This is a genomic window from Pseudomonas sp. SH10-3B, assembly GCF_019891415.1.
Taxonomy (GTDB): Bacteria; Pseudomonadota; Gammaproteobacteria; order Pseudomonadales; family Pseudomonadaceae; genus Aquipseudomonas.
In genome coordinates, this window is record NZ_JAFLXD010000002.1 from 158519 (window position 1) to 178890 (window position 20372).

General features: G+C 61.8%; 18 protein-coding genes. 15 read left to right on the forward strand and 3 right to left on the reverse strand.

All coding sequences use genetic code 11. The features are described 5' to 3' along the window. Window positions 1-149: 149 nt before the first annotated feature. Complete coding sequence (locus J1G35_RS02700; protein WP_053138967.1) at window positions 150-539, forward strand: DUF2946 family protein; 390 nt, start codon at window positions 150-152, stop codon at window positions 537-539. 82 nt (window positions 540-621) lie between these two features. Beyond that, window positions 622-2709 (forward strand): TonB-dependent receptor, encoded by a 2088-nt coding sequence (locus tag J1G35_RS02705; RefSeq protein WP_223013321.1) that lies wholly within the window; start codon window positions 622-624, stop codon window positions 2707-2709. A 793-nt stretch (window positions 2710-3502) separates the two neighbouring features. Here the strand turns inward: J1G35_RS02705 and J1G35_RS02710 are convergent. Then, the gene (locus J1G35_RS02710) at window positions 3503-4021 is read right to left on the reverse strand and encodes an SgcJ/EcaC family oxidoreductase (RefSeq protein ID WP_053138965.1); all 519 of its coding nucleotides are present in this window, start codon (window positions 4019-4021) and stop codon (window positions 3503-3505) included. Between the two features lie 164 nt (window positions 4022-4185). Between J1G35_RS02710 and J1G35_RS02715 the strand changes: the two genes are divergently transcribed. Genes J1G35_RS02715 through J1G35_RS02730 form a run of 4 tightly spaced genes read left to right on the forward strand, consistent with a single transcriptional unit; the run spans window position 4186 to window position 8846 of the window. Further along, a complete protein-coding gene (locus J1G35_RS02715; protein ID WP_223013324.1) occupies window positions 4186-5364 on the forward strand; it encodes a sensor histidine kinase in 1179 nt (392 codons plus the stop codon). Further along, on the forward strand, window positions 5361-6014 hold the full coding sequence (locus tag J1G35_RS02720; RefSeq protein ID WP_053138962.1) for a response regulator transcription factor: 654 nt from the start codon (window positions 5361-5363) through the stop codon (window positions 6012-6014). The genes J1G35_RS02715 and J1G35_RS02720 overlap by 4 nt, the downstream gene beginning before the upstream one ends. A gap of 10 nt (window positions 6015-6024) precedes the next feature. After that, a complete protein-coding gene (locus tag J1G35_RS02725) occupies window positions 6025-8340 on the forward strand; it encodes an ATP-binding protein (RefSeq protein ID WP_223013325.1) in 2316 nt (771 codons plus the stop codon). Beyond that, window positions 8337-8846, forward strand: coding sequence for a response regulator (locus J1G35_RS02730; RefSeq protein ID WP_053138957.1), 510 nt, complete (start codon window positions 8337-8339; stop codon window positions 8844-8846). The genes J1G35_RS02725 and J1G35_RS02730 overlap by 4 nt, the downstream gene beginning before the upstream one ends. Before the next feature lie 18 nt (window positions 8847-8864). Here J1G35_RS02730 and J1G35_RS02735 read toward each other — a convergent pair whose 3' ends face one another. Together J1G35_RS02735 and J1G35_RS02740 are read right to left on the reverse strand one after the other, a co-directional pair. After that, window positions 8865-9428, reverse strand: a complete 564-nt coding sequence (locus tag J1G35_RS02735) for a carboxymuconolactone decarboxylase family protein (RefSeq protein ID WP_223013327.1) — start codon at window positions 9426-9428, stop codon at window positions 8865-8867. A gap of 11 nt (window positions 9429-9439) precedes the next feature. Then, complete coding sequence (locus J1G35_RS02740) at window positions 9440-10768, reverse strand: aspartate aminotransferase family protein (RefSeq protein WP_053138953.1); 1329 nt, start codon at window positions 10766-10768, stop codon at window positions 9440-9442. Between the two features lie 360 nt (window positions 10769-11128). Here J1G35_RS02740 and glnH point away from each other — a divergent pair, with 360 nt between their 5' ends. The 9 genes from glnH (at window position 11129) to J1G35_RS02785 (ending at window position 20325) form a co-directional block, all read left to right on the forward strand. After that, a complete protein-coding gene (gene glnH, locus J1G35_RS02745; protein ID WP_027605668.1) occupies window positions 11129-11872 on the forward strand; it encodes a glutamine ABC transporter substrate-binding protein GlnH in 744 nt (247 codons plus the stop codon). A 30-nt stretch (window positions 11873-11902) separates the two neighbouring features. Further along, window positions 11903-12559 (forward strand): glutamine ABC transporter permease GlnP, encoded by a 657-nt coding sequence (glnP, locus tag J1G35_RS02750; protein ID WP_053138949.1) that lies wholly within the window; start codon window positions 11903-11905, stop codon window positions 12557-12559. Next, on the forward strand, window positions 12556-13278 hold the full coding sequence (gene glnQ, locus J1G35_RS02755) for a glutamine ABC transporter ATP-binding protein GlnQ (RefSeq protein WP_053138946.1): 723 nt from the start codon (window positions 12556-12558) through the stop codon (window positions 13276-13278). Before glnP ends, glnQ begins: the two co-directional genes overlap by 4 nt. Window positions 13279-13287: 9 nt before the next feature. Beyond that, the gene (locus J1G35_RS02760) at window positions 13288-14349 is read left to right on the forward strand and encodes a C45 family peptidase (RefSeq protein ID WP_223013329.1); all 1062 of its coding nucleotides are present in this window, start codon (window positions 13288-13290) and stop codon (window positions 14347-14349) included. Between the two features lie 40 nt (window positions 14350-14389). Further along, on the forward strand, window positions 14390-15295 hold the full coding sequence (locus J1G35_RS02765; protein WP_027605664.1) for a MurR/RpiR family transcriptional regulator: 906 nt from the start codon (window positions 14390-14392) through the stop codon (window positions 15293-15295). A 274-nt stretch (window positions 15296-15569) separates the two neighbouring features. Then, on the forward strand, window positions 15570-16085 hold the full coding sequence (locus tag J1G35_RS02770) for a sterol desaturase family protein (protein ID WP_223013331.1): 516 nt from the start codon (window positions 15570-15572) through the stop codon (window positions 16083-16085). A gap of 156 nt (window positions 16086-16241) precedes the next feature. Further along, window positions 16242-17609, forward strand: coding sequence for a cytochrome C (locus J1G35_RS02775; protein WP_223013333.1), 1368 nt, complete (start codon window positions 16242-16244; stop codon window positions 17607-17609). Then, the gene (locus tag J1G35_RS02780; RefSeq protein ID WP_223013335.1) at window positions 17606-18118 is read left to right on the forward strand and encodes a sorbitol dehydrogenase; all 513 of its coding nucleotides are present in this window, start codon (window positions 17606-17608) and stop codon (window positions 18116-18118) included. Before J1G35_RS02775 ends, J1G35_RS02780 begins: the two co-directional genes overlap by 4 nt. Continuing rightward, window positions 18115-20325, forward strand: coding sequence for a GMC family oxidoreductase (locus tag J1G35_RS02785; RefSeq protein ID WP_223013337.1), 2211 nt, complete (start codon window positions 18115-18117; stop codon window positions 20323-20325). Before J1G35_RS02780 ends, J1G35_RS02785 begins: the two co-directional genes overlap by 4 nt. Window positions 20326-20372 lie beyond the last annotated feature (47 nt).

Here is a 20372-nt window from a genome sequence, read left to right on the forward strand (position 1 = left end):
CCTTCACCGCCAGGAGAATCGAACACTTTATTGAACCGCTGTTGCGCCACCAACACCGCGCTCGGTCGCCCGGCCTGCGGCAAAATAGCGCGTTTTACTTCGTGCCAGAACTGCGGCTAAATACCCGCCCTTTTGCGTCGATTGCGTCGATGGCTATGTTCAAACGGATCAGCCCCTGGATCGCCTGCCTGGCCCTGTTGCTCAACATGCTGGCCATGCCGCTGAGCCGTGCCCTGCAAACGCCGGACATCGGCCTGATGCTGTGGGGTGGTTTCTGCACCGGCGGCGCCTCGCAAGCCCTGCCGCCAGGCTTTGCCAAGCTGATCGACCCGTCGCAGTCGGCCCCGGCACCCACCGCCATGAAGCACGGCGATTGCTGCTGTGGCCATGCCGGCTTGGCCGCCCTGCCCTCCAGCCACTACCGTCATCTGCTGCCGCGCTATACACCCGATATCGCCCTCGACAACCCGTTGCTGCCGACGCTGCAACCCAAGGTGCGTTGGCCGAACCTGAACCCGCGCGCCTCTCCTATCGCCTGATCGCCCCAAACCTTACGTGTTCGGCCACCTCCCGGGGATGGCTGAAACGTCCTTGAAGTTTTTGGTCATCAGGAAGTGTTCCATGCCTGCTCCCTTTACTGCGCCTCGTGCGCAGCGTCACTCCGTGTCCCGTCGCCTGTGGCCGCTGATTTCAGCCGGCCTGTTCGCCCTCAACCCGTTATCTTCGGCACTTGCCCAAGCCAGCAAAAGCGAAGACTCGGCCCTGACCCTCGGCACCGTCACCGTCCAGGGCGCAAGCGGCGCCAGCGGCCCGTTGAGCACCGCCAGCGTGCTCAGCTCGGTGGATATTCTCGGCGCCGATATCCTCGAAAAAATGCCGGTCAACTACAGCTGGGAGCTGTTCAGCCGTGCGCCGGGGGTGATGCTCACCGAGTTCAATCAGGGCACCACCTCCGGCAAGATCTCCTTTCGCGGCTTCAACGGCGAAGGCGAAGTGAATGCGGTGAAGCTGCTGATCGATGGTATTCCAAGCAACAGCAACGACGGCAACATGCCGTTTATGGACATGATTTTCCCCATGGAGCTGGACAGTATCGAAGTGGTGCGCGGCACCAGCGATGCGCGCTATGGCCTGAACAACATCGCCGGCAACGTCAATATGCTCACCCGCACGGGCGGCGACTACACCAAGGCGCGCCTGCGCTATGGCAGCTTCAACACCCAGGAAACGCAGTTCGCCAAAGGCATCCAGGGCAGCAATTGGACGCAGAATTACTTCTTCGCCTACCAGAAGTCTGACGGCTACCGCGACCATGCCGAGGCGGACAAATTCTCGATGTCCGGCAAGTGGTTCTACACCCCGGACGACAACAGCTACCGCCTCGGACTGATCGCCCGTCACTATGAAACCGAGGCCCAGGAGCCGGGCTATTTGACTGAAGAGGATGCCCGCCAGCACCCCAAAATGACCAACCGCTACAACGCCACCGACAAAGGCACCCGCCGGATGAACCAAGTCAGTGTGCACTTCGACACCGACCTGGCCGACACCCTTGCCTGGTCGGCGAAAACCTACGTCAACACGTTCGATGACCGACGCTGGACCCAGTACTGGCGCACCAGTGCCCAACAGGAGCGCGACGCCTACGAAACCCAGTACGGCGCCCTCACGTCCCTGACCTGGCGCCCGCAAGTCAGTTGGCTGTATGACTTCGCCCTGGAAGGCGGCGCCGATACCCAACAGCAACAGAACAAAAGCGAGCGCTACCGCACCCTCGACCGCGCGCGCCTGGCACAAACCCGCGACCAGCAGTTCGACTTCGACACCTACGGCGCCTATGTGCAGGCCGAGATCAAGCCGTTCGAGTCGTTGAAGATCATCCCGGCGTATCGCGTCGACAAGATCCAGGGCAGCTTCACCAACGAAATGACCGGCCAGGACTACGACATCAACGACTACGGGCTGATCAAGCAACCCAAACTCAGCGTGGTGTACTCACCCTGGGACGTGGCCAGCGTGTACGCCAACTGGGGGCGCACGTTCCAGGTCGGCACTGGCGCGGCGGCCTACAAGATTCCGCCCAGGGACACCGACCTGGCGCCGTCCATCAACGACGGTTGGGAAACCGGGATCAAATTCACCCCCGCCGATTGGATCGACGGGCGTGTGGCGTACTGGCAACAGCAGGCCAGTGGCGAAGTCAGCCGCCGACTCAACGACCCCAGCGGCGAGTCGGACAACGTCGGCGAAACCCGCCGCTGGGGTTACGACGCGCAGTTGAACCTGCACCCGAATGAGCGCACCGAGATCTGGCTGGCCTATGCCTGGCAATACTCGAAAATCCTCCAACCCAGCGCGACGCTGCCCAACAGCAAAGGCCAGGAAATCGACCACATCCCCCATCACCTGTACAACGCCGGCATCAGCTTCAAGGCCACGCCAGCCCTGCAACTGACCGCCTGGATGAGCGGCCAGACCCACTACTACCTGGAACGCGAGAACACTCAGGGAACTTACGGCGGCTACGTATTGATGAACCTGGGCGCGACCTACCAGGTGACGGAGTCGCTCAGTGTCGACCTGCAACTGAAAAACCTCACCAACCGCTACTACGAATACGCCTGGTATGACCCGGACGGTGCCAAAGCGTCGCTGCACTCCCCGGGTGACGGACGTGCGCTGTATAGCGGGGTGACGCTGGACTTCTGAATGGGTGAGAGCACACAAGCCCAAAGAGCCAGACCGGCAAAAAAGCCGCGCTAACCACGATGCGAAGCGAGCCGCTCTTGCTCTTGCTGTAGATCTTGATCTTGATCTCAGGCGCCCCGTTAACCACGCTGGCCGGAATCCGATAGTGATTTGGGGGGTAAACCGGCAGGGATGCCGGTTTAGCCGCCCCGCGCCATGGATGGCGCGTGGCGGCGGCCCCCCACATCACTGTCGGATTACGGGCACACCGAGCCTTGGCGAGGTGCCGAGTGGTGGGGCAAGAGCCCTTTTGGTTACTTTTGGGGCTCTTTTCCAAAAGTGACCCGCTGTAAGAGCGGAACCCTAAGTGGCCGTTACCGCAGCAACGGATATGTATTCGGTCTGATCCAATATCCTGGTCGGCTGTAAAGCCGCCATCGGGGCACGGGTATCTACACAACTTTGGCTCAACGCTGAACGCCCGACAGACAGCGCTGTTGTGGCGAGCGGGCTTGTCCCGCGTTGGGCTGCGCAGCAGCCCCAAAACCAGGCGCAGAGGCGTGCTTGACACACCGCATTCGTATTCATCAGGGGCGCTTCGCACCCCAACGCGGGACAAGCCCACTCGCCACAGAGGTTCCAGTTTACTGGGCGACAGCGCTGCGTCGAAGAGGTGGTGCCCCCCTCCCACATTTGGATCGGAGACAATCAGTCAAATGTCGCCAGGCTGCGGATCCGTCACAGCAACAATCTCCCAGCCACAACAAAAAAATGCCCACCCCCGGCCAAGGGATGGGCATTTTTCCTCCAACCATTACTGCTTAGCGTGCTTGGCCTGTACCTCAGGCATCGCCGAAGAGTGATGGTTAAGAATTTTCCACTGGCCACCCACCTGCTCATAGACGAAGGTGTAGCGTGCCTGCACATGGCGCACCTTGCCGTCCGACTCGGTCAGGGTGAAGGTGTAGACACCACTGTCCATGGCCACGTTACTGCCCAGTTGGCGGATCTCGCGGTAGTTGATCTGCCCCACCGGCTTGAGCGCCAGGAAGTGGTCGAAATAGTCGGTGATCTGCTCCGGCGTCGTACGCACCTGGTTGGACACGGTCGGCTGCAACACCGCACCCGGCGCGTACAGGTCGACCACGGATTTCACGTTGCCGGTCTGCAAGGCGCTGTTCCAGCGGTCGAATAAACCGGCAATCTCGCGGTCTTTCACATTGGCCGGCGCCTGGGCCACTTCACGGTAGACATACGGGGCCGTCTCGGCGGCGTGAACAAACGGTACGCTCAGGGCAAACATCAGGGCGATTGGGGCGATCTTGAATTTCATGGCGTTACTCCAGTGGTCGTCGTTGAGGCCACTTTGCCAACCTGCCCGCCGGCCGCCATCGGCCAACCGGAGGTATTTACCTATGCCATTTGGCAGATAGCGCCCGAGGGGTCCGACCATGTTTAATAGCTACCCCTCGCGCCCGCAGCAATGGAGCATCACCTATGCATGACACGCCCCATGACCCCGGCAGCGCCTTGGCCATGCGCGCTCATTTCCGCCAATCGGAAAGTCGTACGGCGCGCCTGCGCCTGTTGGTGGATACCGGCCAGCAACTGCGCCAGCTGGCCCCCGACGCCATGCGCGAACGCGTGCTCGCCCGGGCCTGCGCGTTTCTGGCGATGGACCACGGGCTGCTGCAGGAGTGGGACGCCGAGGGCGTCGCCTACACCAGCGCCCGCCACGGCAACCCTGCGCGATTGAACAGCCTGGCCGCCCTCGCCGACCGCAGCCTGCGCACACCGTGTTGGCAGGAACGCCCATCAGAGGACTTGCCCAGCGTCTTGCAAGTGCCGTTGCGCGCCGGTGACGGCGATGCGTTTGGCGTACTGGTGCTGGGCAATAGCGTCAGCCTGCGGGCGCCGGAACACGAAGACAGCGAATCCCTGCAACTGCTCGCTACCTTGCTGGCGGCCCACCTGGAAAACGATCGTCTGCTGATCACCCTCAAGCTGCGCGACAAAACCCTGTCCGACCTGGTCAACCGCTTGCTCCGCGCCCAGGAGGACGAACGCAAGCGTGTGGCCTACGACCTGCACGATGGCCTGGCGCAAACCCTGGCGGGCCTGCATCAACGGCTGCAAGGCTTTGCCGGGCGCTGCCCGCCGCTGCCGGAGGCATTGGCCGCCGACCTGCAGGCGATTCTTACCCTGGCCCAACACTCGGTTGGCGAGGGCCGGCAACTGATCGCCGGCCTGCGTCCCACGGTGCTGGATGATTTCGGCTTGTTCAAAGCCCTCGATAAAGAAGCCGACCGCCTGCGTGACGCCGGAATCAACGTGGTGTGGCAGGCGCACTGTGAGACGCGCTTACCCAGCCAGGTGGAAATCGCCTTGTTCCGCATTGGCCAGGAAGCCATCAACAATGTGCTCAAGCATGCGCGCGCCAGTCGGGTGCAGCTGACCCTGGCGCTGCACGACGGCCAGGCATCCCTGCGGCTGGACGACAACGGCAAAGGCTTCACCTCGGCGCCATCCCTCGATGACGCCCAGCATCTGGGCCTCGCCACCATGCAGGAGCGCGCCAGCCTGCTGGGCGGCAGCTTCACCTGCGTCAGCGCAGTCGACGGCGGTACCCAACTGCACGCGCGCGTGCCAGCCCACTTGATTGGAGTACCCCAATGACCCACGTCTTGCGCCTGGTGCTGGCGGACGATCATGAAGTCACGCGCACCGGTTTCGTCTCCCTGCTGGCCGGCCATCCGCAGTTCGAAGTGGTCGGTCAAGCCAGTGATGGCCTGCAGGCGGTGGAACTGTGCGAACAGCTTCTGCCCGACATCGTCATCCTCGACATCCGCATGCCCGGACTCAACGGTTTGGGCGCCGCACGCTTGCTGCAACAACGCCTGCCAGCGGTGAAGGTGGTGATGTTCACCATGGACGACAGTCCCGAGTACCTGGAGGCGGCCATGAATGCCGGTGCGGTGGGCTATCTGCTTAAAGATGCCAGCCGCGCCGAGGTGATCCAGGCGCTGCAACAAGTGGCCGCTGGCGGCGAGGCGCTCAACACGGCGGTCAGCGCGCGGCTGTTGCGGCGCATGACCGAACGCCAGGCCAGCGGTGCCGCCCCCAGCGAACCGCTCACCCCACGGGAACGCCAGGTCCTCGGTTTGGTCGCCAACGGTATGAGCAACCGGGCCATCGGCGAACACCTGGGCATTACCACCGGCACGGCCAAGGCCCATGTCGAGCGCGTGATCGGCAAGCTCGGCGCGGCCGACCGCACCCAGGCCGCCGTGAGGGGCATCGCCTTGGGCCTGGTGACGCCAGCATGAGGCGGCCCAAATGAGAAGGCGCTGGGCTGACCTGCCGCTGCGCGGCAAGGCGCTGGTGGTGATTTCGCTGCCACTGGTGGTGCTGTTGTTGTCCCTGGTGCTGATCTACACCACGGAACGCCAGACCGCCCGCGCCGAAGAAGATGTGCGCCGTGTTTTACGCGTGCAAAGCGATATTCAGGCCGTGCATACCCTGCTCGCGGAAGCCGCCGCCAGTGTGCGCGGTTACCTGCTCACCCGCCGCGAAGACTTCCTGCCCAGCTACCTCAACGCCAAGCCCCAGATCGAGTCAGCCCTGCACCGACTGGACCGCAACGTGCGCGATCAACGGGTGCGCGAGCAGCTCAGCGCGATCAAGCCGTTGATCGACGGCAAGGTCGACGGGCTGGAGGAAATGCTCAAGGACAGGGACGCCACACCGGAGTCCATCAGTGCCATCCTGATCAGCAACAAGCACATCCTCGATGCGCTGCGCCAACACATCAGCACCATGCTCACCCTTGAGGAGTCGTTGCTGGCCGAGCGCAGCGCCGCCGCCTCCGAAACCCGCCAACGCTTGTTGCTGTCCACCTGGCTGGCGGCGATCTGCGGGTTGTTCGGCGCGATTGTCGCGGTGCTGTTTCTGTCCAAGGGCATTGTCGCCCGGGTGCAGAATGTGCAGCGCAATGCCCAGCGCCTGGCCCTGGGCTCGCCGCTGCTGCCGCAGCCACCGGAAAAAGACGAGATCGGCCAGTTGGGCACCAGCCTGGTGGAGGCCGGGTTATTGCTGGCCGAACGCGAACGCGCCTTGCGCGACAACGAAGAACGTTTGCGGCTGATCATCGATGGGGTCAAGGACTACGGGATCTTCGCCCTCGACACGGCGGGCCATGTCACCAGTTGGAACAACGGCGCCGAGCGGATCAAGGGCTATACCGAGCAGGAGATCATCGGCCAGCATTTCTCACTGTTCTACCTGCCCCAGGAATGCCCGCAGCACCCGGACATGGCGTTGCGCGAAGCCACCCGCAACGGCGATTACACCGAAGAAGGCTGGCGCTGCCGCAAGGACGGCACGCGGTTCTGGGCCAGCGTGGTGATCACGGCGCAATACGACGGCACCGGCGCCCTGCGCGGTTTTTCCAAGATCACCCGCGACATCACCGACCGCCGTGCGGCGGAGATTGCCCTGCGCACCGCCCGCGAGGAAGCCGAACGCGCCAGCCGCGCCAAAAGCGAGTTTCTGTCGCGCATGAGCCACGAACTGCGCACCCCGCTCAACTCGATCCTGGGCTTTGCGCAGTTGTTGGACATGGACGCGCCCAAGGCGCAAAAGGCCGATGTCGGTCACATTCTGCGCGCCGGCCAGCACCTGCTCACGCTGATCAACGAGGTGTTGGATATCGCCAAGATCGAGGCCGGAAGCCTGGCGTTGAATATCGGCCCGATCCCGCTGGCGAGCGCATTGCAGGAAGCGTTGACGCTGGTATCGCCCATGTCCACCGACGCGGGCGTGCAGTTGCAGCCACTGCCGGCGCTGGCGGCGGATACGGGCATCGTTGCCGACCGCCAGCGTCTGACCCAGGTGCTGCTGAACCTGCTGTCCAATGCGATCAAATACAACCGGCGCGATGGCCAGGTGAGCATTGAGGTCGATATCCACGACCAGCGGATCAGCGTGTCGGTCTGCGACACCGGCAAAGGCATCGCCGCCGATCATATGGGGCAACTGTTCAAACCGTTCGAGCGCCTGGGGGCCGACCCAAATGTGGAAGGCAGCGGCCTGGGCCTGGCTTTGAGTAAAAGCCTGCTGGAAAACATGGACGGCCAACTCGACGTGCAGAGCCAACCCGGCATCGGCTCACGCTTCACGGTGCAATTGCCATTCGCACGCGTGGCGCAATCCCAGCCGATTGCCACCCCCGTCATCGACACCGAATTGAAGCGCCCTGCCCCCGTCGCCAGCCCCTTCCAGGGCAAGGTGTTGTGCATCGAAGACAACCTCTCCAGCCTGGCGCTGATCGAAACCCTGCTGCAACGCCGGCCCGGCATACGACTGCTGTCGAGCATGCAAGGCCAACTGGGCCTGGACCTCGCCGCGCAGCACGCACCCCAGTTGATTCTGCTGGATGTGTCGCTGCCGGACATCAATGGCTTGAAGGTGCTGCAACGCTTGCGTCAGTCACCGATCACCCGCGACACGCCGGTGCTGATGATCACCGCCGACGCCAGCGACCTTACCCGCCAGGCGTTGCAGGAAGCAGGCGCCACTGCCGTATTGAACAAACCGATCAACGTGCCCGCCTTTCTCGCCCACCTCGACCAAGCTTTTCCGGAGCCCGCGTGAACCTCGACCTGCGTATTCTGATCATCGACGACCAACGCCCGAACCTCGACCTGGTGGAGCAACTGCTGGCGCGCGAAGGGCTGACCAACGTGCTGAGCAGCACCCAGCCGCTGCGCACCCTGGAGTTGTTCAACAGCTTCGAACCGGACCTGGTGATCCTCGACCTGCACATGCCGGAGCTCGACGGCTTTGCGGTGCTGGAACAGCTTCACCGACGCATCCCCCAGGGTGAATACCTGCCGATCCTGGTGCTCACCGCCGACGCCACCCGCGACACGCGCCTGCGCGCCCTGGCCCTGGGCGCCCGGGACTTCATCAGCAAACCCCTGGACGCGCTGGAAACCATGCTGCGGGTGTGGAACCTGCTGGAAACCCGGGTGCTGTACAAGACCTTGCGGACGCTGGTGCCGGCGGATCAGATTGAGTTGTTGCAGCGGCGCGGTGCTACCCCCACGCCCGGCAACGTCGAGGCGGCGCCGGCGTCAACCGCGATACGACGCTGCTAGCGCCCGCGAGCTCGGCTTTCAAGGTTCGACAAATGGCAGCGGTGTATCGGTATGACGGCGAACGGCAAACACATTCAGGGTCATCGCCACCAGGGCGTAATAACCGAAGACCCCGACCAGCTCGACCACGGCGGGCTCCCCGAACACTTGGATCGCCTGCGCATACAGCGCGTCGTCGATTCGACGCGTCTCGTACAACGTCTTGCCTAACCGATAGACCAGTTGCTCGTCCTCACGCGTAAAGACCGGAACTGCCCGCTCACGCAACGCCTCGATCACCGCATCAGCCACCCCCGCCGAACGTGCGATAGGCTCATGAATCTGCCACTCCGCCTGGGACTGCCACCACGCGGCAGTGAACAGGATCGCAAGTTCGGTCAGGCGCAGTTCGAGCCGAGTGCCATACCGACAGAACGCCCCCAGGCGCTGCGCATGATTGGCCAGTTCCGGGCTTTGAATCCACGCCAGGAATGGGCCGTCCAGGTTCCCGCGTGGTCCCGCGAGAATGTCCTTGAGCACTGCGCGCTGAGCGTCGTCCATGGTCGCTTCAGTCAATTCGCTGAGCCGCGATTGAATCGTCATGCGCTATTTCCTCAGAGGCTTTTCAATGTGCTGTTCACCGCACTCAGGAGTTTGTCGGTTATCTCATCCAAGTGACAGTCCTCGAGAATGAACGGCGGCGCCAGCAGGATATGATCGCCCCGCAACCCATCCACCGTGCCCCCCATCGGGTAGCACATCAGGCCTGCCGCCATGGCGGACTGCTTGAGTTTGGCGTGCAGCTTGAGCGCGGGGTCGAACGGGGTCTTGCTGGCTCGGTCGGCAACCAACTCAATGCCCTGGAATAACCCGCGCCCGCGAATCTCACCCACATGCGGATGCTCGCCCAACTGCGCCAGCAGACGTTCACGCAGACCTGCGCCCAAGTGGTTGACCCGGTCCAGCAAGCCGCGGGACTCGATGGCTTTCTGCACCGCCAGTGCGGCCGCGCAGGCGGTGGCGTGGCCGATATAGGTGTGACCATGCTGGAAAAACCCTGAGCCCGCCGCAATGGCGTCACGGATTCTCTGACTCACCAACGTTGCACCTATCGGCTGGTAGCCCGCGCCCAGGCCTTTGGCGATGGTGATCAGGTCAGCGGTGATGCCCTCCTGCTCGGCGGCAAACAGGGTTCCGGTACGGCCCATGCCGCACATGACCTCATCAAGGATCAGCAACACCCCGTAGCGGTCGCACACCTCGCGAATGCGCTTGAAGTAGCCTGGCACTGCGACCACGGCACCCAGCGTCGCCCCTACGACGGGCTCGGCCACAAACGCCATGACATTTTCAGCCCCCAGCCGCAGGATCTCCGCCTCCAACTCTGCCGCCAGGCGCACACCCATGGCCTCAACGGTTTCGCCCGGTTGTTGCTCGCGGTAGGCATAGCACGGGCTGACATGGCTCACGCCAATCAGCAGCGGTTCAAACTGCCTGCGCCGCCACTCATTGCCACCGGTGGCCAATGCCCCGAGGGTATTGCCGTGGTAGCTCTGGCGACGGGCGATCAAGTGCTTGCGCTGAGGCTGGCCCACCTCGATGAAATACTGGCGGGCCAATTTCAATGCCGCTTCTATCGCTTCGGACCCACCCGAGACGAAGTACACCGAGGCAATACCTTCGGGTGCGCGGGCAACCAGGAAATCCGCCAGTTCTTCCATGACCTGGGTGGTGAAGAACGAAGTGTGTGCGTAGGCCAACTGCCCCACCTGTTGACGCACGGCTTCGATCACCTGGGGGTCGCTATGGCCCAGGCATGACACCGCCGCCCCACCGCTGGCATCCAGGTAGCGACGGTTGTCGCTGTCGATCAGATAAGGCCCTTCGCCCCGGACGGCCATTGGGTAGCTCTGTGTAAGGCTGCGATGAAAGACGTGGCTCATGGTGACGCTCCCGATATTTTTGCAAATAATAGATGCATAGATTTTAAATGCAATTAATTTTTGCAAGACGTTCGAGACCAGGAAACCCGGCTAAAACACTATAAAACCCAGTATTTACTGGATAAAACCAACCTATCTGACTGAATCTCGACAAGCAAAATATAGTTGCATGCAAATTAAATGCATGTATATTTTGCGAAAGAGCAAATGTTTCGTGCGCCTCCTTTCTCGGATGGCTAGCCGGGCCAACAATAAAAAAATGGAGTGGGTCGTGATGCATCACTCAAAAATTAAACTGCCGCTATCCCCACCACCCCAGGCTTGCCTTGGGGCTTGTATCCCCCTGAAGAGAAAACACGCATGAAGAACTTTCTGAAGGCCTCACTGGCGGTAATGGCACTGCTCACCACCTCAAGCTCGTTCGCTGCCGGCAAGGAATTGCTGGTGGCCACCGATACGGCATTCGTGCCTTTCGAGTTCAAGCAGGGCAACGAATACGTGGGTTTCGATATCGACCTGTGGGCGGCGATCGCGAAAGAAATGGGCGTGACCTACCAGCTCAAACCCATGGATTTCAATGGCATCATCCCTGCCCTGCAAACCCGCAATGTCGACGTGGCGTTGGCCGGTATCACCATTAAGGAAGAGCGCAAGCAAGCCATCGATTTTTCCGACGGCTACTACGACAGCGGCTTTCTCCTAATGGTCAAGAGCGACAACGACACGATCAAAGGTGAGGCGGACATCGCCGGCAAGACCCTGGCGGTGAAAAGCGGTACGTCGGCGGCGGATTATGCCAAGGCCAACCTGAAGGCCAGCGACCTGCGTCAGTTCCCCAATATCGACAATGCCTACCTTGAATTGCGCACTGGCCGTGTCGACGCCGCCATGCACGATACGCCGAACGTCCTGTACTACATCAAGACAGCCGGCGAAGGCCAGGTAAAAGCGGTCGGCCAGCAGATGCTCGCCCAGCAGTACGGCATCGGCTTCCCAAAAGGCAGCGAACTGCGTGAACCGGTCAACGCCGCGCTGAAAAAGATCCGTGAAAACGGTACCTATGCGCAGATCTACCGCAAATGGTTCGGCACTGACCCGAAATAACTCCCGCCCTTCATCAATAGAGAATTCAGCATGCATTTCCAATGGAGCGCCATTTGGGATGCGCTGCCGGTACTGCTCGAAGGCGCCAAGCTGACCTTGTGGATTTCGATCCTGGGTCTGATCGGTGGTGCCGTGATCGGCGTGGTCGCGGGCTTTGCCCGCGCCTACGGCGGTTTTTTCAGCAGCCGCGTTGCGCTTGTGTTCATTGAACTGATCCGTGGCACGCCGATCATGGTGCAGGTGATGTTTATCTACTTCGCCTTGCCCATGATGGTTCCGGTGCGCATCGACCCTTTCACCGCAGCCGTGGTGACCATCATGCTCAACTCCGGGGCCTACATCGCTGAGATCACCCGTGGTGCGGTGCTGTCGATCCACCGTGGCTTTCGCGAAGCGGGGCTGGCGCTGGGGTTGTCCAAGCGCGATACGCTGCGCTACGTCATCGCACCGCTGGCGTTTCGACGCATGATCCCGGCGCTGGGCAACCAGTGGATTGTCAGCATCAAGGATACGTCGCTGTTCATTGTCATCGGCGTCGCCGAACTGACGCGCCAGGGCCAGGAAGTCATCGCCGGTAATTTCCGCGCCATGGAGATCTGGTCTGCAGTTGCCGTCATCTATCTGATCATTACCCTGGTGCTGAGCTATGTCCTGCGGCGCATGGAATCGAGGCTGAAAATCCTATGATTGAGTTCAAAGGTGTTTCCAAGCACTTCGGCAGCACCCAAGTGTTGCACGACATCAACCTCAAGATCGCCAGCGGCGAAGTGGTGGTGATCATTGGTCCTTCGGGCTCGGGAAAGTCGACGCTGCTGCGCTGCATCAACAAACTGGAGGAAGTCACCGACGGCCAACTGATGGTCGATGGCCTGGAGGTCAATAACCCGAAGGTCGACGAACGCCTGATTCGCCAGGAAGCGGGCATGGTGTTCCAGCAGTTCCATCTGTTCCCACAGATGACCGCGCTGCAGAACGTCGCTTTTGGCCCGGTGCGCGTGCGCGGCGCCAGCCGCAAGGAGGCGGAGAAACTCGCCGCCGAACTCTTGGCCAAAGTCGGCCTGGCCGACCGTGCCGATCACTACCCTTCCGAGCTGTCGGGCGGCCAGCAGCAACGCGTGGCGATCGCCAGGGCGCTGGCAGTAAAACCCAAGTTGATGCTGTTCGACGAGCCGACTTCCGCCCTCGACCCGGAGTTGCGCCACGAGGTGCTGACCGTCATGAAGTCGCTGGCGGATGAGGGCATGACGATGGTCATCGTCACCCACGAAGTGGACTTCGCCCGCAAGGTCGCCACGCGCCTGATCTTCATCGACAAGGGCCGCATCGCCGAGGACGGTGCCCCCGCTGAACTGATCGCCAACCCACCCAGTGCCCGCCTGCGGGAATTCCTGCAACACGTATCCTGAGGAGATGCCATGACACTGCCCTCTATTCACCTTGATGGAAGCGCTTTCGCGATTGGTCGCGGGCTGGGTGTCTTCGGTCGGGACGCCGTGCATGGGCACTTACGCCCTCTTGCACTCTGGCAATACCTGGCCTTGCAGGCTCAAACCCCTGCGGCGTTGCAGATGCGTCAACAGGTGCGGACCGAGTTCCCCCGTTACTGGCAGGAAATCGAGGGACTGGCCGACGGATTGCAACTGCCACTTGACGAAGTGTTCATGTGGAATTGCCGAGGTGACTACGTACATGAACAGAGCGTGGACGGCTGCACGACAGTGTTCGGTCCAACCCGCGCCGGTACGCTGATCGCCCATAACGAAGACGGCCTGCCGCAGCTCAAGGGGCATTGCGCGCTCTTGCATGCCACGCCCGAATCGGGGCTGGCGTTCAGCAGCTTTATCTATCCAGGATCCTTGCCAGGGCACACACTGGCGATCAATGAGCGCGGCCTGGTGGCGACCGTCAACAACATTCGCCCGGCACGCATTCCTGCCGGCATTCCTCGACAGATCCTGGCGCGCGCGACCCTCGACGCCGGCAGTATCGACGAAGCCATTGCCGTGGTGACCCGCACGGATCGCGCCGGAGCGTTTCACCACACCTTCGGCCAGGTAGGGAGCGCCCGAGTCGTCAGTGTCGAGGCCAGCGCCGAGGGCAGCAATGTCAGCGAAATCCAATGGCCGGCGGGGCATTCAAACCACCTGGTATCGCTGTCGTTGAACCAGGTGAAACAGCGCATCACCGCCAGCTCAGGTGCCCGACAGCGGTGTATCGACCAGCGCCTGCAACAGCTTCCTGGCGATCTGGACGCCAGCGTAGCGCTGAGTATGCTGCGCGACACTTCGGGGGAGGACCTGCCTGTCTACCGTTGCGCAGCGGATGATTCGGACAACGAAAACACCCTGGCAACCGGTGTTTTTCTGATCAGCGCCAACACTGTAGAGTGGCGCGTCTATACGCAACCGAACCCTGACCAGCCCGATGCCGAAGGTGTGGTCCACCGCTCATTGATTGACGCTTGTTCGGGTCGTTGAGGGTGGAGCGCAGGCGCTCACTGAATAATGGATACCGTTAATGAATAAAGTCCCGGCAGCACTTCCCGACACGTTGGACGGCCTCAAGCAACTGCTCGCGGCCATCGAGCGGCGTGAGGTCGATATTGCCTTGGGCAGCAGCTCCAGGCGCGTGCTGATGGCGCTGATCGAATCCCCCCAACGCACGGCAGTGTGTTCGATCAGCGAGCTGGCGCAGCAACTGGATGTCAACGCCTCGACCCTGTCCCGGCTCGCGCAACGGCTGGGCTATGGCGGTTTCAGCAAATTGCAGGATGTGTTTCGCCGAGAGATTACCGAGGGCAAGCATTTCTATAGTGATCAGGCCTCACGGCTGGTCATCAATCATGAAGACAAGGACATCCTCAATCAGCTGACGCGCCTGGGCCGCCAGGAAAACGCCAACATCGCCAGCATGATCGAGCAGGTCGATCCCGATGTGTTTGTACAGACGGTGGAACTGCTGGCCAGTGCCCGCCGGGTTCGGATCCATGGCATGCGCCAGTTCAATTCACTGGCGCTGTTCATGTCCTACGGCTTGGGGATGTTGCGTCCGGATGTGGCGGCCCTGGATTCCAGTCGCCAAGGTGTGGCGGATGCCCTCGCACAACTGGACAAGGGTGACGTACTGGTGGTGTCCAGCTGCTTTCCCTACACCCCCAGCGTCCTCGCGACTGCCGAGGTCGCCGCTCGCCATGGGATCAAGGTCATCGCACTGACCGACTCTGCCAGCTCGCCACTGGCGAAGGTGGCCTTGCACAGCTTCTATGTCCCCAATCACAGCTTGTTCTTCAGCAACAGCATGTGTGCCTTTATGTTGCTCGCGCAGGGTTTGTTAAGCGCGGTTGCCAGCAAGCTCGGTGAGCTGTCGATATCGGCGCTGAAGTACCGAGAGACGCTGATCGACGAACTTAACGCATCGCTGTAAGCGCGCTCATGAGCCTTCGAGTACTGTTTATCCTCGCCGTGGCGTTAATCGCGGCGGACGTGCTGATTAATCTCTTTTATTCGTGAAGCAAGCAACAACTGCCGGCCCAACGCATTGGGTCGGGCCCACAACACACGCCCGCCGTTCGCAGTATGGCGACGATGTGACACACCCCTCATTTTGCTGCCAGTGCCTGCGCGAACAGTTGTGTGTAACAGCGCAACAGCTGAAAATCGCGCGCCCATCCATTGAGCACTACAGGGATATTCCGCACATGGCTGCTTCCAATAAATGGCTGATGTCGTCAGTCGCTTATTACCTCGATTTTTTTACCGTTCCGCTGTTCGTCGTCCTGGCCCTTTACCTCGCACCGTTTGACCTGGCCCTCGCCCTTGCAGGCTTGCTGGCCTGGACGTTGGTGGAGTATTCGGCGCACCGTTTCCTGTTCCACTCGCTGTATCGCCGCGAGCATTGGACCCACCATATCGACGTGCTGGCCTACATCGGCGTGTCCAGCTGGAAAACCAGCTCGACCTTTGCCCTGCTGTTGCTGCTCGCCTGGTTCACCGGCCTCACCTCGGCCTTTATCGGCGCCGTAGCCGGCTATTTCGTCTACATCTCGCTGCACTACGTGATGCACCGCCCGCAGCATTGGGCCTACGCTTTTATTCCGGGGCTGGTGGCCAATCACGATCTGCATCACCGCAAAGGCATCGAGAAGAACTTCGGGGTTTCTTCGCCGCTGTGGGACCATGTGTTTCGCACTTATATTCGAACAGAGCGCGCCTGAACCTCTTCTTGGCGATTGTTTTTATTACGAACAAATCTAGCCGCCCATACACCTGCGCCGCCAACCTTATCTACGCTCTAGCCCGTGCCAGGAGGCGCATTGAAGAGTCCATGACGGACCCACTGTCTCCTGGCGTCTGATGCCTAGGAGATACCGATGAGAATGGAAACCCATCGCCCCCGGCCCGGGTTCGGCTGTGCGCTGTTTGGCGCGTTGCTGAGCCCCCTGGTCGTCGCGGCCCCCACGTTGTCTACGCAAATACCCTTCGATGTCACGGCGACCCCGCCCTTCTCTCTCGACAGCCTGCAAGCCAACTTCGATGAAATGTCGTGGCAGACGTTCATTGCGTTGAACTGGCCGGCGCTGGATACGGGTCAACCCAATAGCGGTGTGCAGATCGGCCAGCAGGACGCGGCCACCGTGTGGGAAAGCTATAAGGAGAGCTATCAGATATTCCTGGCCCAAGGGCAGAAGCCACTGCCTTTTCACGCGCCCGCCAGCGTACCGAAAGCCTGTGAAGGCAAGGGCTCCGGGCGCTTGCTGCAACAGATGGGCAAGGTTCCGGATGTGCTCGACGAGTTTATCCAGCCGTTTGAAAGCGGCCCTCTGGTGGATCAGAGCGGCGTGTACACGCGCAATGAAATCGTGGTCAACCAATCGATGTTCGACGGCATCGTCAACAACGGTCTCTACAGCATCCAGGGCCAACAGGCGTTTTTTGCCGCCAGCCCGACCAATGCAGTGGCGTTCAGTTGCGGTAACCCGAACACCAGTGAGGTGGGCTCGCTGATGGTCAAGGCATCATGGAAAGTGCTGGACGGCAACGACAATCCCGCCAGCTTCCATAGTGTCGACGCGCTGGTGTATACGCCAGGCAACAGCGACCCGAGCAAGGGGCCGGTGGTGGCCGAGTCCTGCGTGGCCGAGCCGGTCGGGCTGGTGGGCCTGCATATCGTGCACAAGACCACCAGCGCGCCGCAGTGGGTGTGGTCGACCTTTGAGCACGTCGACAATGTGCCGGAAAAAACCACGCCGCCCGCCGAGCGCAAAGGCCCGTACCTGTTCTACAACGCCAGCAGCCAGGCCGAGGTCAATCAGCCGCCGCCCAGGCCGTGGAACCCGGCGGTGAAGGCCACGCCCTCGCAGATCGTGCGCGAGATACCGTTGACCAATGAAACCAAGGCCCTCAACACCACCTACCAGACCCTGCTGCGCACGGTTAACCCCGACAGCGTATGGGCCAACTACCAGTTGATCAGCACCCAGTGGCCGACACTCAGCGGCCAACCGCCGTGCCAGATCTCCGCAACCAAGCCTTTGGGTAACCCGGCACCTTCGTTCCTCGCCAATGCCACGCTGGAGACCTATATCCAGGGCACTGTGCCCCAGGCGTCGTCCAGTTGCATTGCCTGTCACGGCAATGCCGCCACCCACGTGACCCAGTCGCCGCGCACCAGCTTCGCGGACTTCACCTACCTGCTCGAGCGCGCCCAATCCACCGGTGTGACAAGGAGTCAGCCATGAGTACCGACCTGGACAATTTCACCGGCCTGAGTGTGGTGCTCACCGGCATCAATCAGGAACTGCTGGCGCCGTCGGTAGACCCCATCGGCCTGCCCACGACCTTTCTCGCGTTCATCGGTCCGCGTGTCGGCCAAAGCGTGCTCAGCACCCTGCTCGCGCAATACGCAACGCTGGTGGCCGAGCAGGCGACACCGCAGCAAATCGGCACAGCGATTCTGATGCAGAACGGCCAACCGGCACCGACGCAAACCGCCCAGGTGGCACGCGCGATCATGAAGCTCTGGCTGCTGGGCGTGTGGTACCAGCCGTATACCCAGGGTGCATTTCCGGTCGGCGAGCAAACCGTGGTCAGTGACGAGGCCTACACCCAAAGCTGGGCGTGGAGTATCGCCCAGGCTCACCCCATGGGCTACAGCGAGTTTTTCTTTGGCTACTGGAACAGCCCGCCGCCCAGCCTGGAAGACTTCACCGGGGTCACCGCCAGCACTCAGCCAGGAGCGTCGTCATGAGTAGCGAACAAGCAGATGTGGTGATTGTCGGTGCGGGCCTTGCAGGCAGCATCATTGCCTATCAACTGGGCCTGGCCGGGGTGCAAGTGCTGGTGCTGGAGTCCGGCCCGGAAATCCCGCCCAATCGAAACCAGTACTTGGAGCGTTTCTACACCGCCACACTGAAGACGCCCGAATCGCCCTACCCGCCGGTGAGCACCCTGAGCCCGGCGCGCAGCCCGGCTGAGCAGAACGCACCGCGCGCGACCATCGCCGACCTGATCAACGGCTGGAACAACCCCGATATCAGCTACCTGGTGCAAAAAGGCCCGCTGCCGTTCACCAGTACCTATGAGCGCGTGGGCGGCGGCACCACCTGGCATTGGGTCGCCACCTGCCTGCGTATGTTGCCGAATGACTTCAAGATGAAGACGCTGTACGGCGTGGGGGTGGACTGGCCGATCAGCTACAACGACCTGCAAAGCGCGTACTGCCGTGCCGAGGCGGAAATCGGTGTGGCGGCGAACGTGGCCGACCAGGCGTACCTGGGCATTACCTTCCCGGCCAACTACGAATACCCGATGACCAGCATCCCGCTGTCGCTGGTCGATGGCAGCTTCGTCAGCGCGGTGCAGGGCCAGGCGTTCCAGGGCCTGCCCCTGGTGGTCAGCCCGACGCCGGCCGGACGCAACTCGCAACCGTATGCCGGGCGACGAGTGTGCGCGGGTAACACCAACTGCACGCCGATCTGCCCGATCCAGGCCAAGTACGATGCCACGGTGACCATGAACAACGCGCTCAACACCGGCAATGTGCGGGTGCTGTACAAGACCGTGGCGAGCAAGGTCACTGTGGCGGCGGACAACAGCATCAGCGGTATCGAGTTCATCCAGTATCAGCTCGGCGATGGGCCACCGACCGGCACTGGCGTTGCCGTGGGGCAACGTTACGTGATCGCCGCCCATGCCATCGAGACGCCCAAGTTGCTGCTCAACTCCACCAGCAGCGCCTGGCCCAACGGCGTGGCCAACAGCAGCGGCCAGGTCGGGCGCAGCCTGGCGGACCATCCGATCTACCTGGCCTGGGGCCTGATGCCCGAAGGCAAGACGGTGTTCCCGTATCGCGGCCCGGTGTCCACCTCCGGCATCGAAAGCCTGCGCGACGGCGCGTTCCGCAGCCAGCGCGCGGCCTGGCGGATCGAGATCGGCAACGAGGGCTTCAACTGGCCGATCGGCGATCCCTACACCACCGTCGCCGACCTGATTGATGGCACCAACGTGAGCAAGACCAACCCGCTGCCAAACGCCCCGGGCGCGCCCCAGGTGCTGTTCGGCACGGCACTGGTGCAACAGCTGAACAACCTGCTCACGCGGCAATTTCGGATAGGTTTCCTGGTGGAGCAAGTGGAGGAAGATCCCAATAACGCTAACTGCTACATCGTGCCGTCCAGCCAGTACAAGGACCGCCTGGGCATACCCCGCCCGGAAATCCACTACGACCTGTCCGACTACACCAAGGAGGGCTTCAAACAGGCACGGATCCTGGCCAGCCATATCATCACCGAACTGCTCGGGGCCACCGAACTGACTGCCGACATCCCGCCTGGGGTGTTCACCTACCAAGGGCAATCCTATTCGTTCCAGGGTGCCGGGCATTTGATGGGCACCTACCGCATGGGGGACGACCCCAAGACCTCGGTGGTGGACAAGACCCAACGCAGTTGGGACCACGACAACCTGTTCCTGGTGGGCGATGGCGTGTTCCCCACCACCGGCACCTCCAACCCGAGCCTGACCATCGCCGCGCTGTCGATCCAGGCCGGCGACACCCTGTGCAACGAGCTTAAAGCCGCGACGCTACAGGTGCAGGCCAACCAGCCATGGCAAGGCACCGGCGTGCAGATCAGCGGCCCGAGCCCGCGCCTGGTGCGTTATGTCAGCGGCAAGTGGCTGGCCAGCCCGGTGGGCGGCATGGTCGATGGTAATGGCAGCCCAGGGTTGATCGCCAAGGCAGGCTACACCTTGCCGGGGGCGAATGAGGGGGCGCTGATTGGCCGTGTGAGCAGCAGCGGGACACCGTTTCTGGTGGGTGACCTGGCGCAAATTCCGGCGGGACAGACCGGTGAGCTGCAACTGTGCATCAACGATGATCTGGACGGACGTTATGGCATTGGCTTGGGGGATAACCAGGGAGCGCTGACGGTGCAGGTGGGGTTCGGTACCGTGTAAAAACCAGGGCTGCGAGTGAGGTTGGCTCGCAGCCCTGTTGCTCTCAA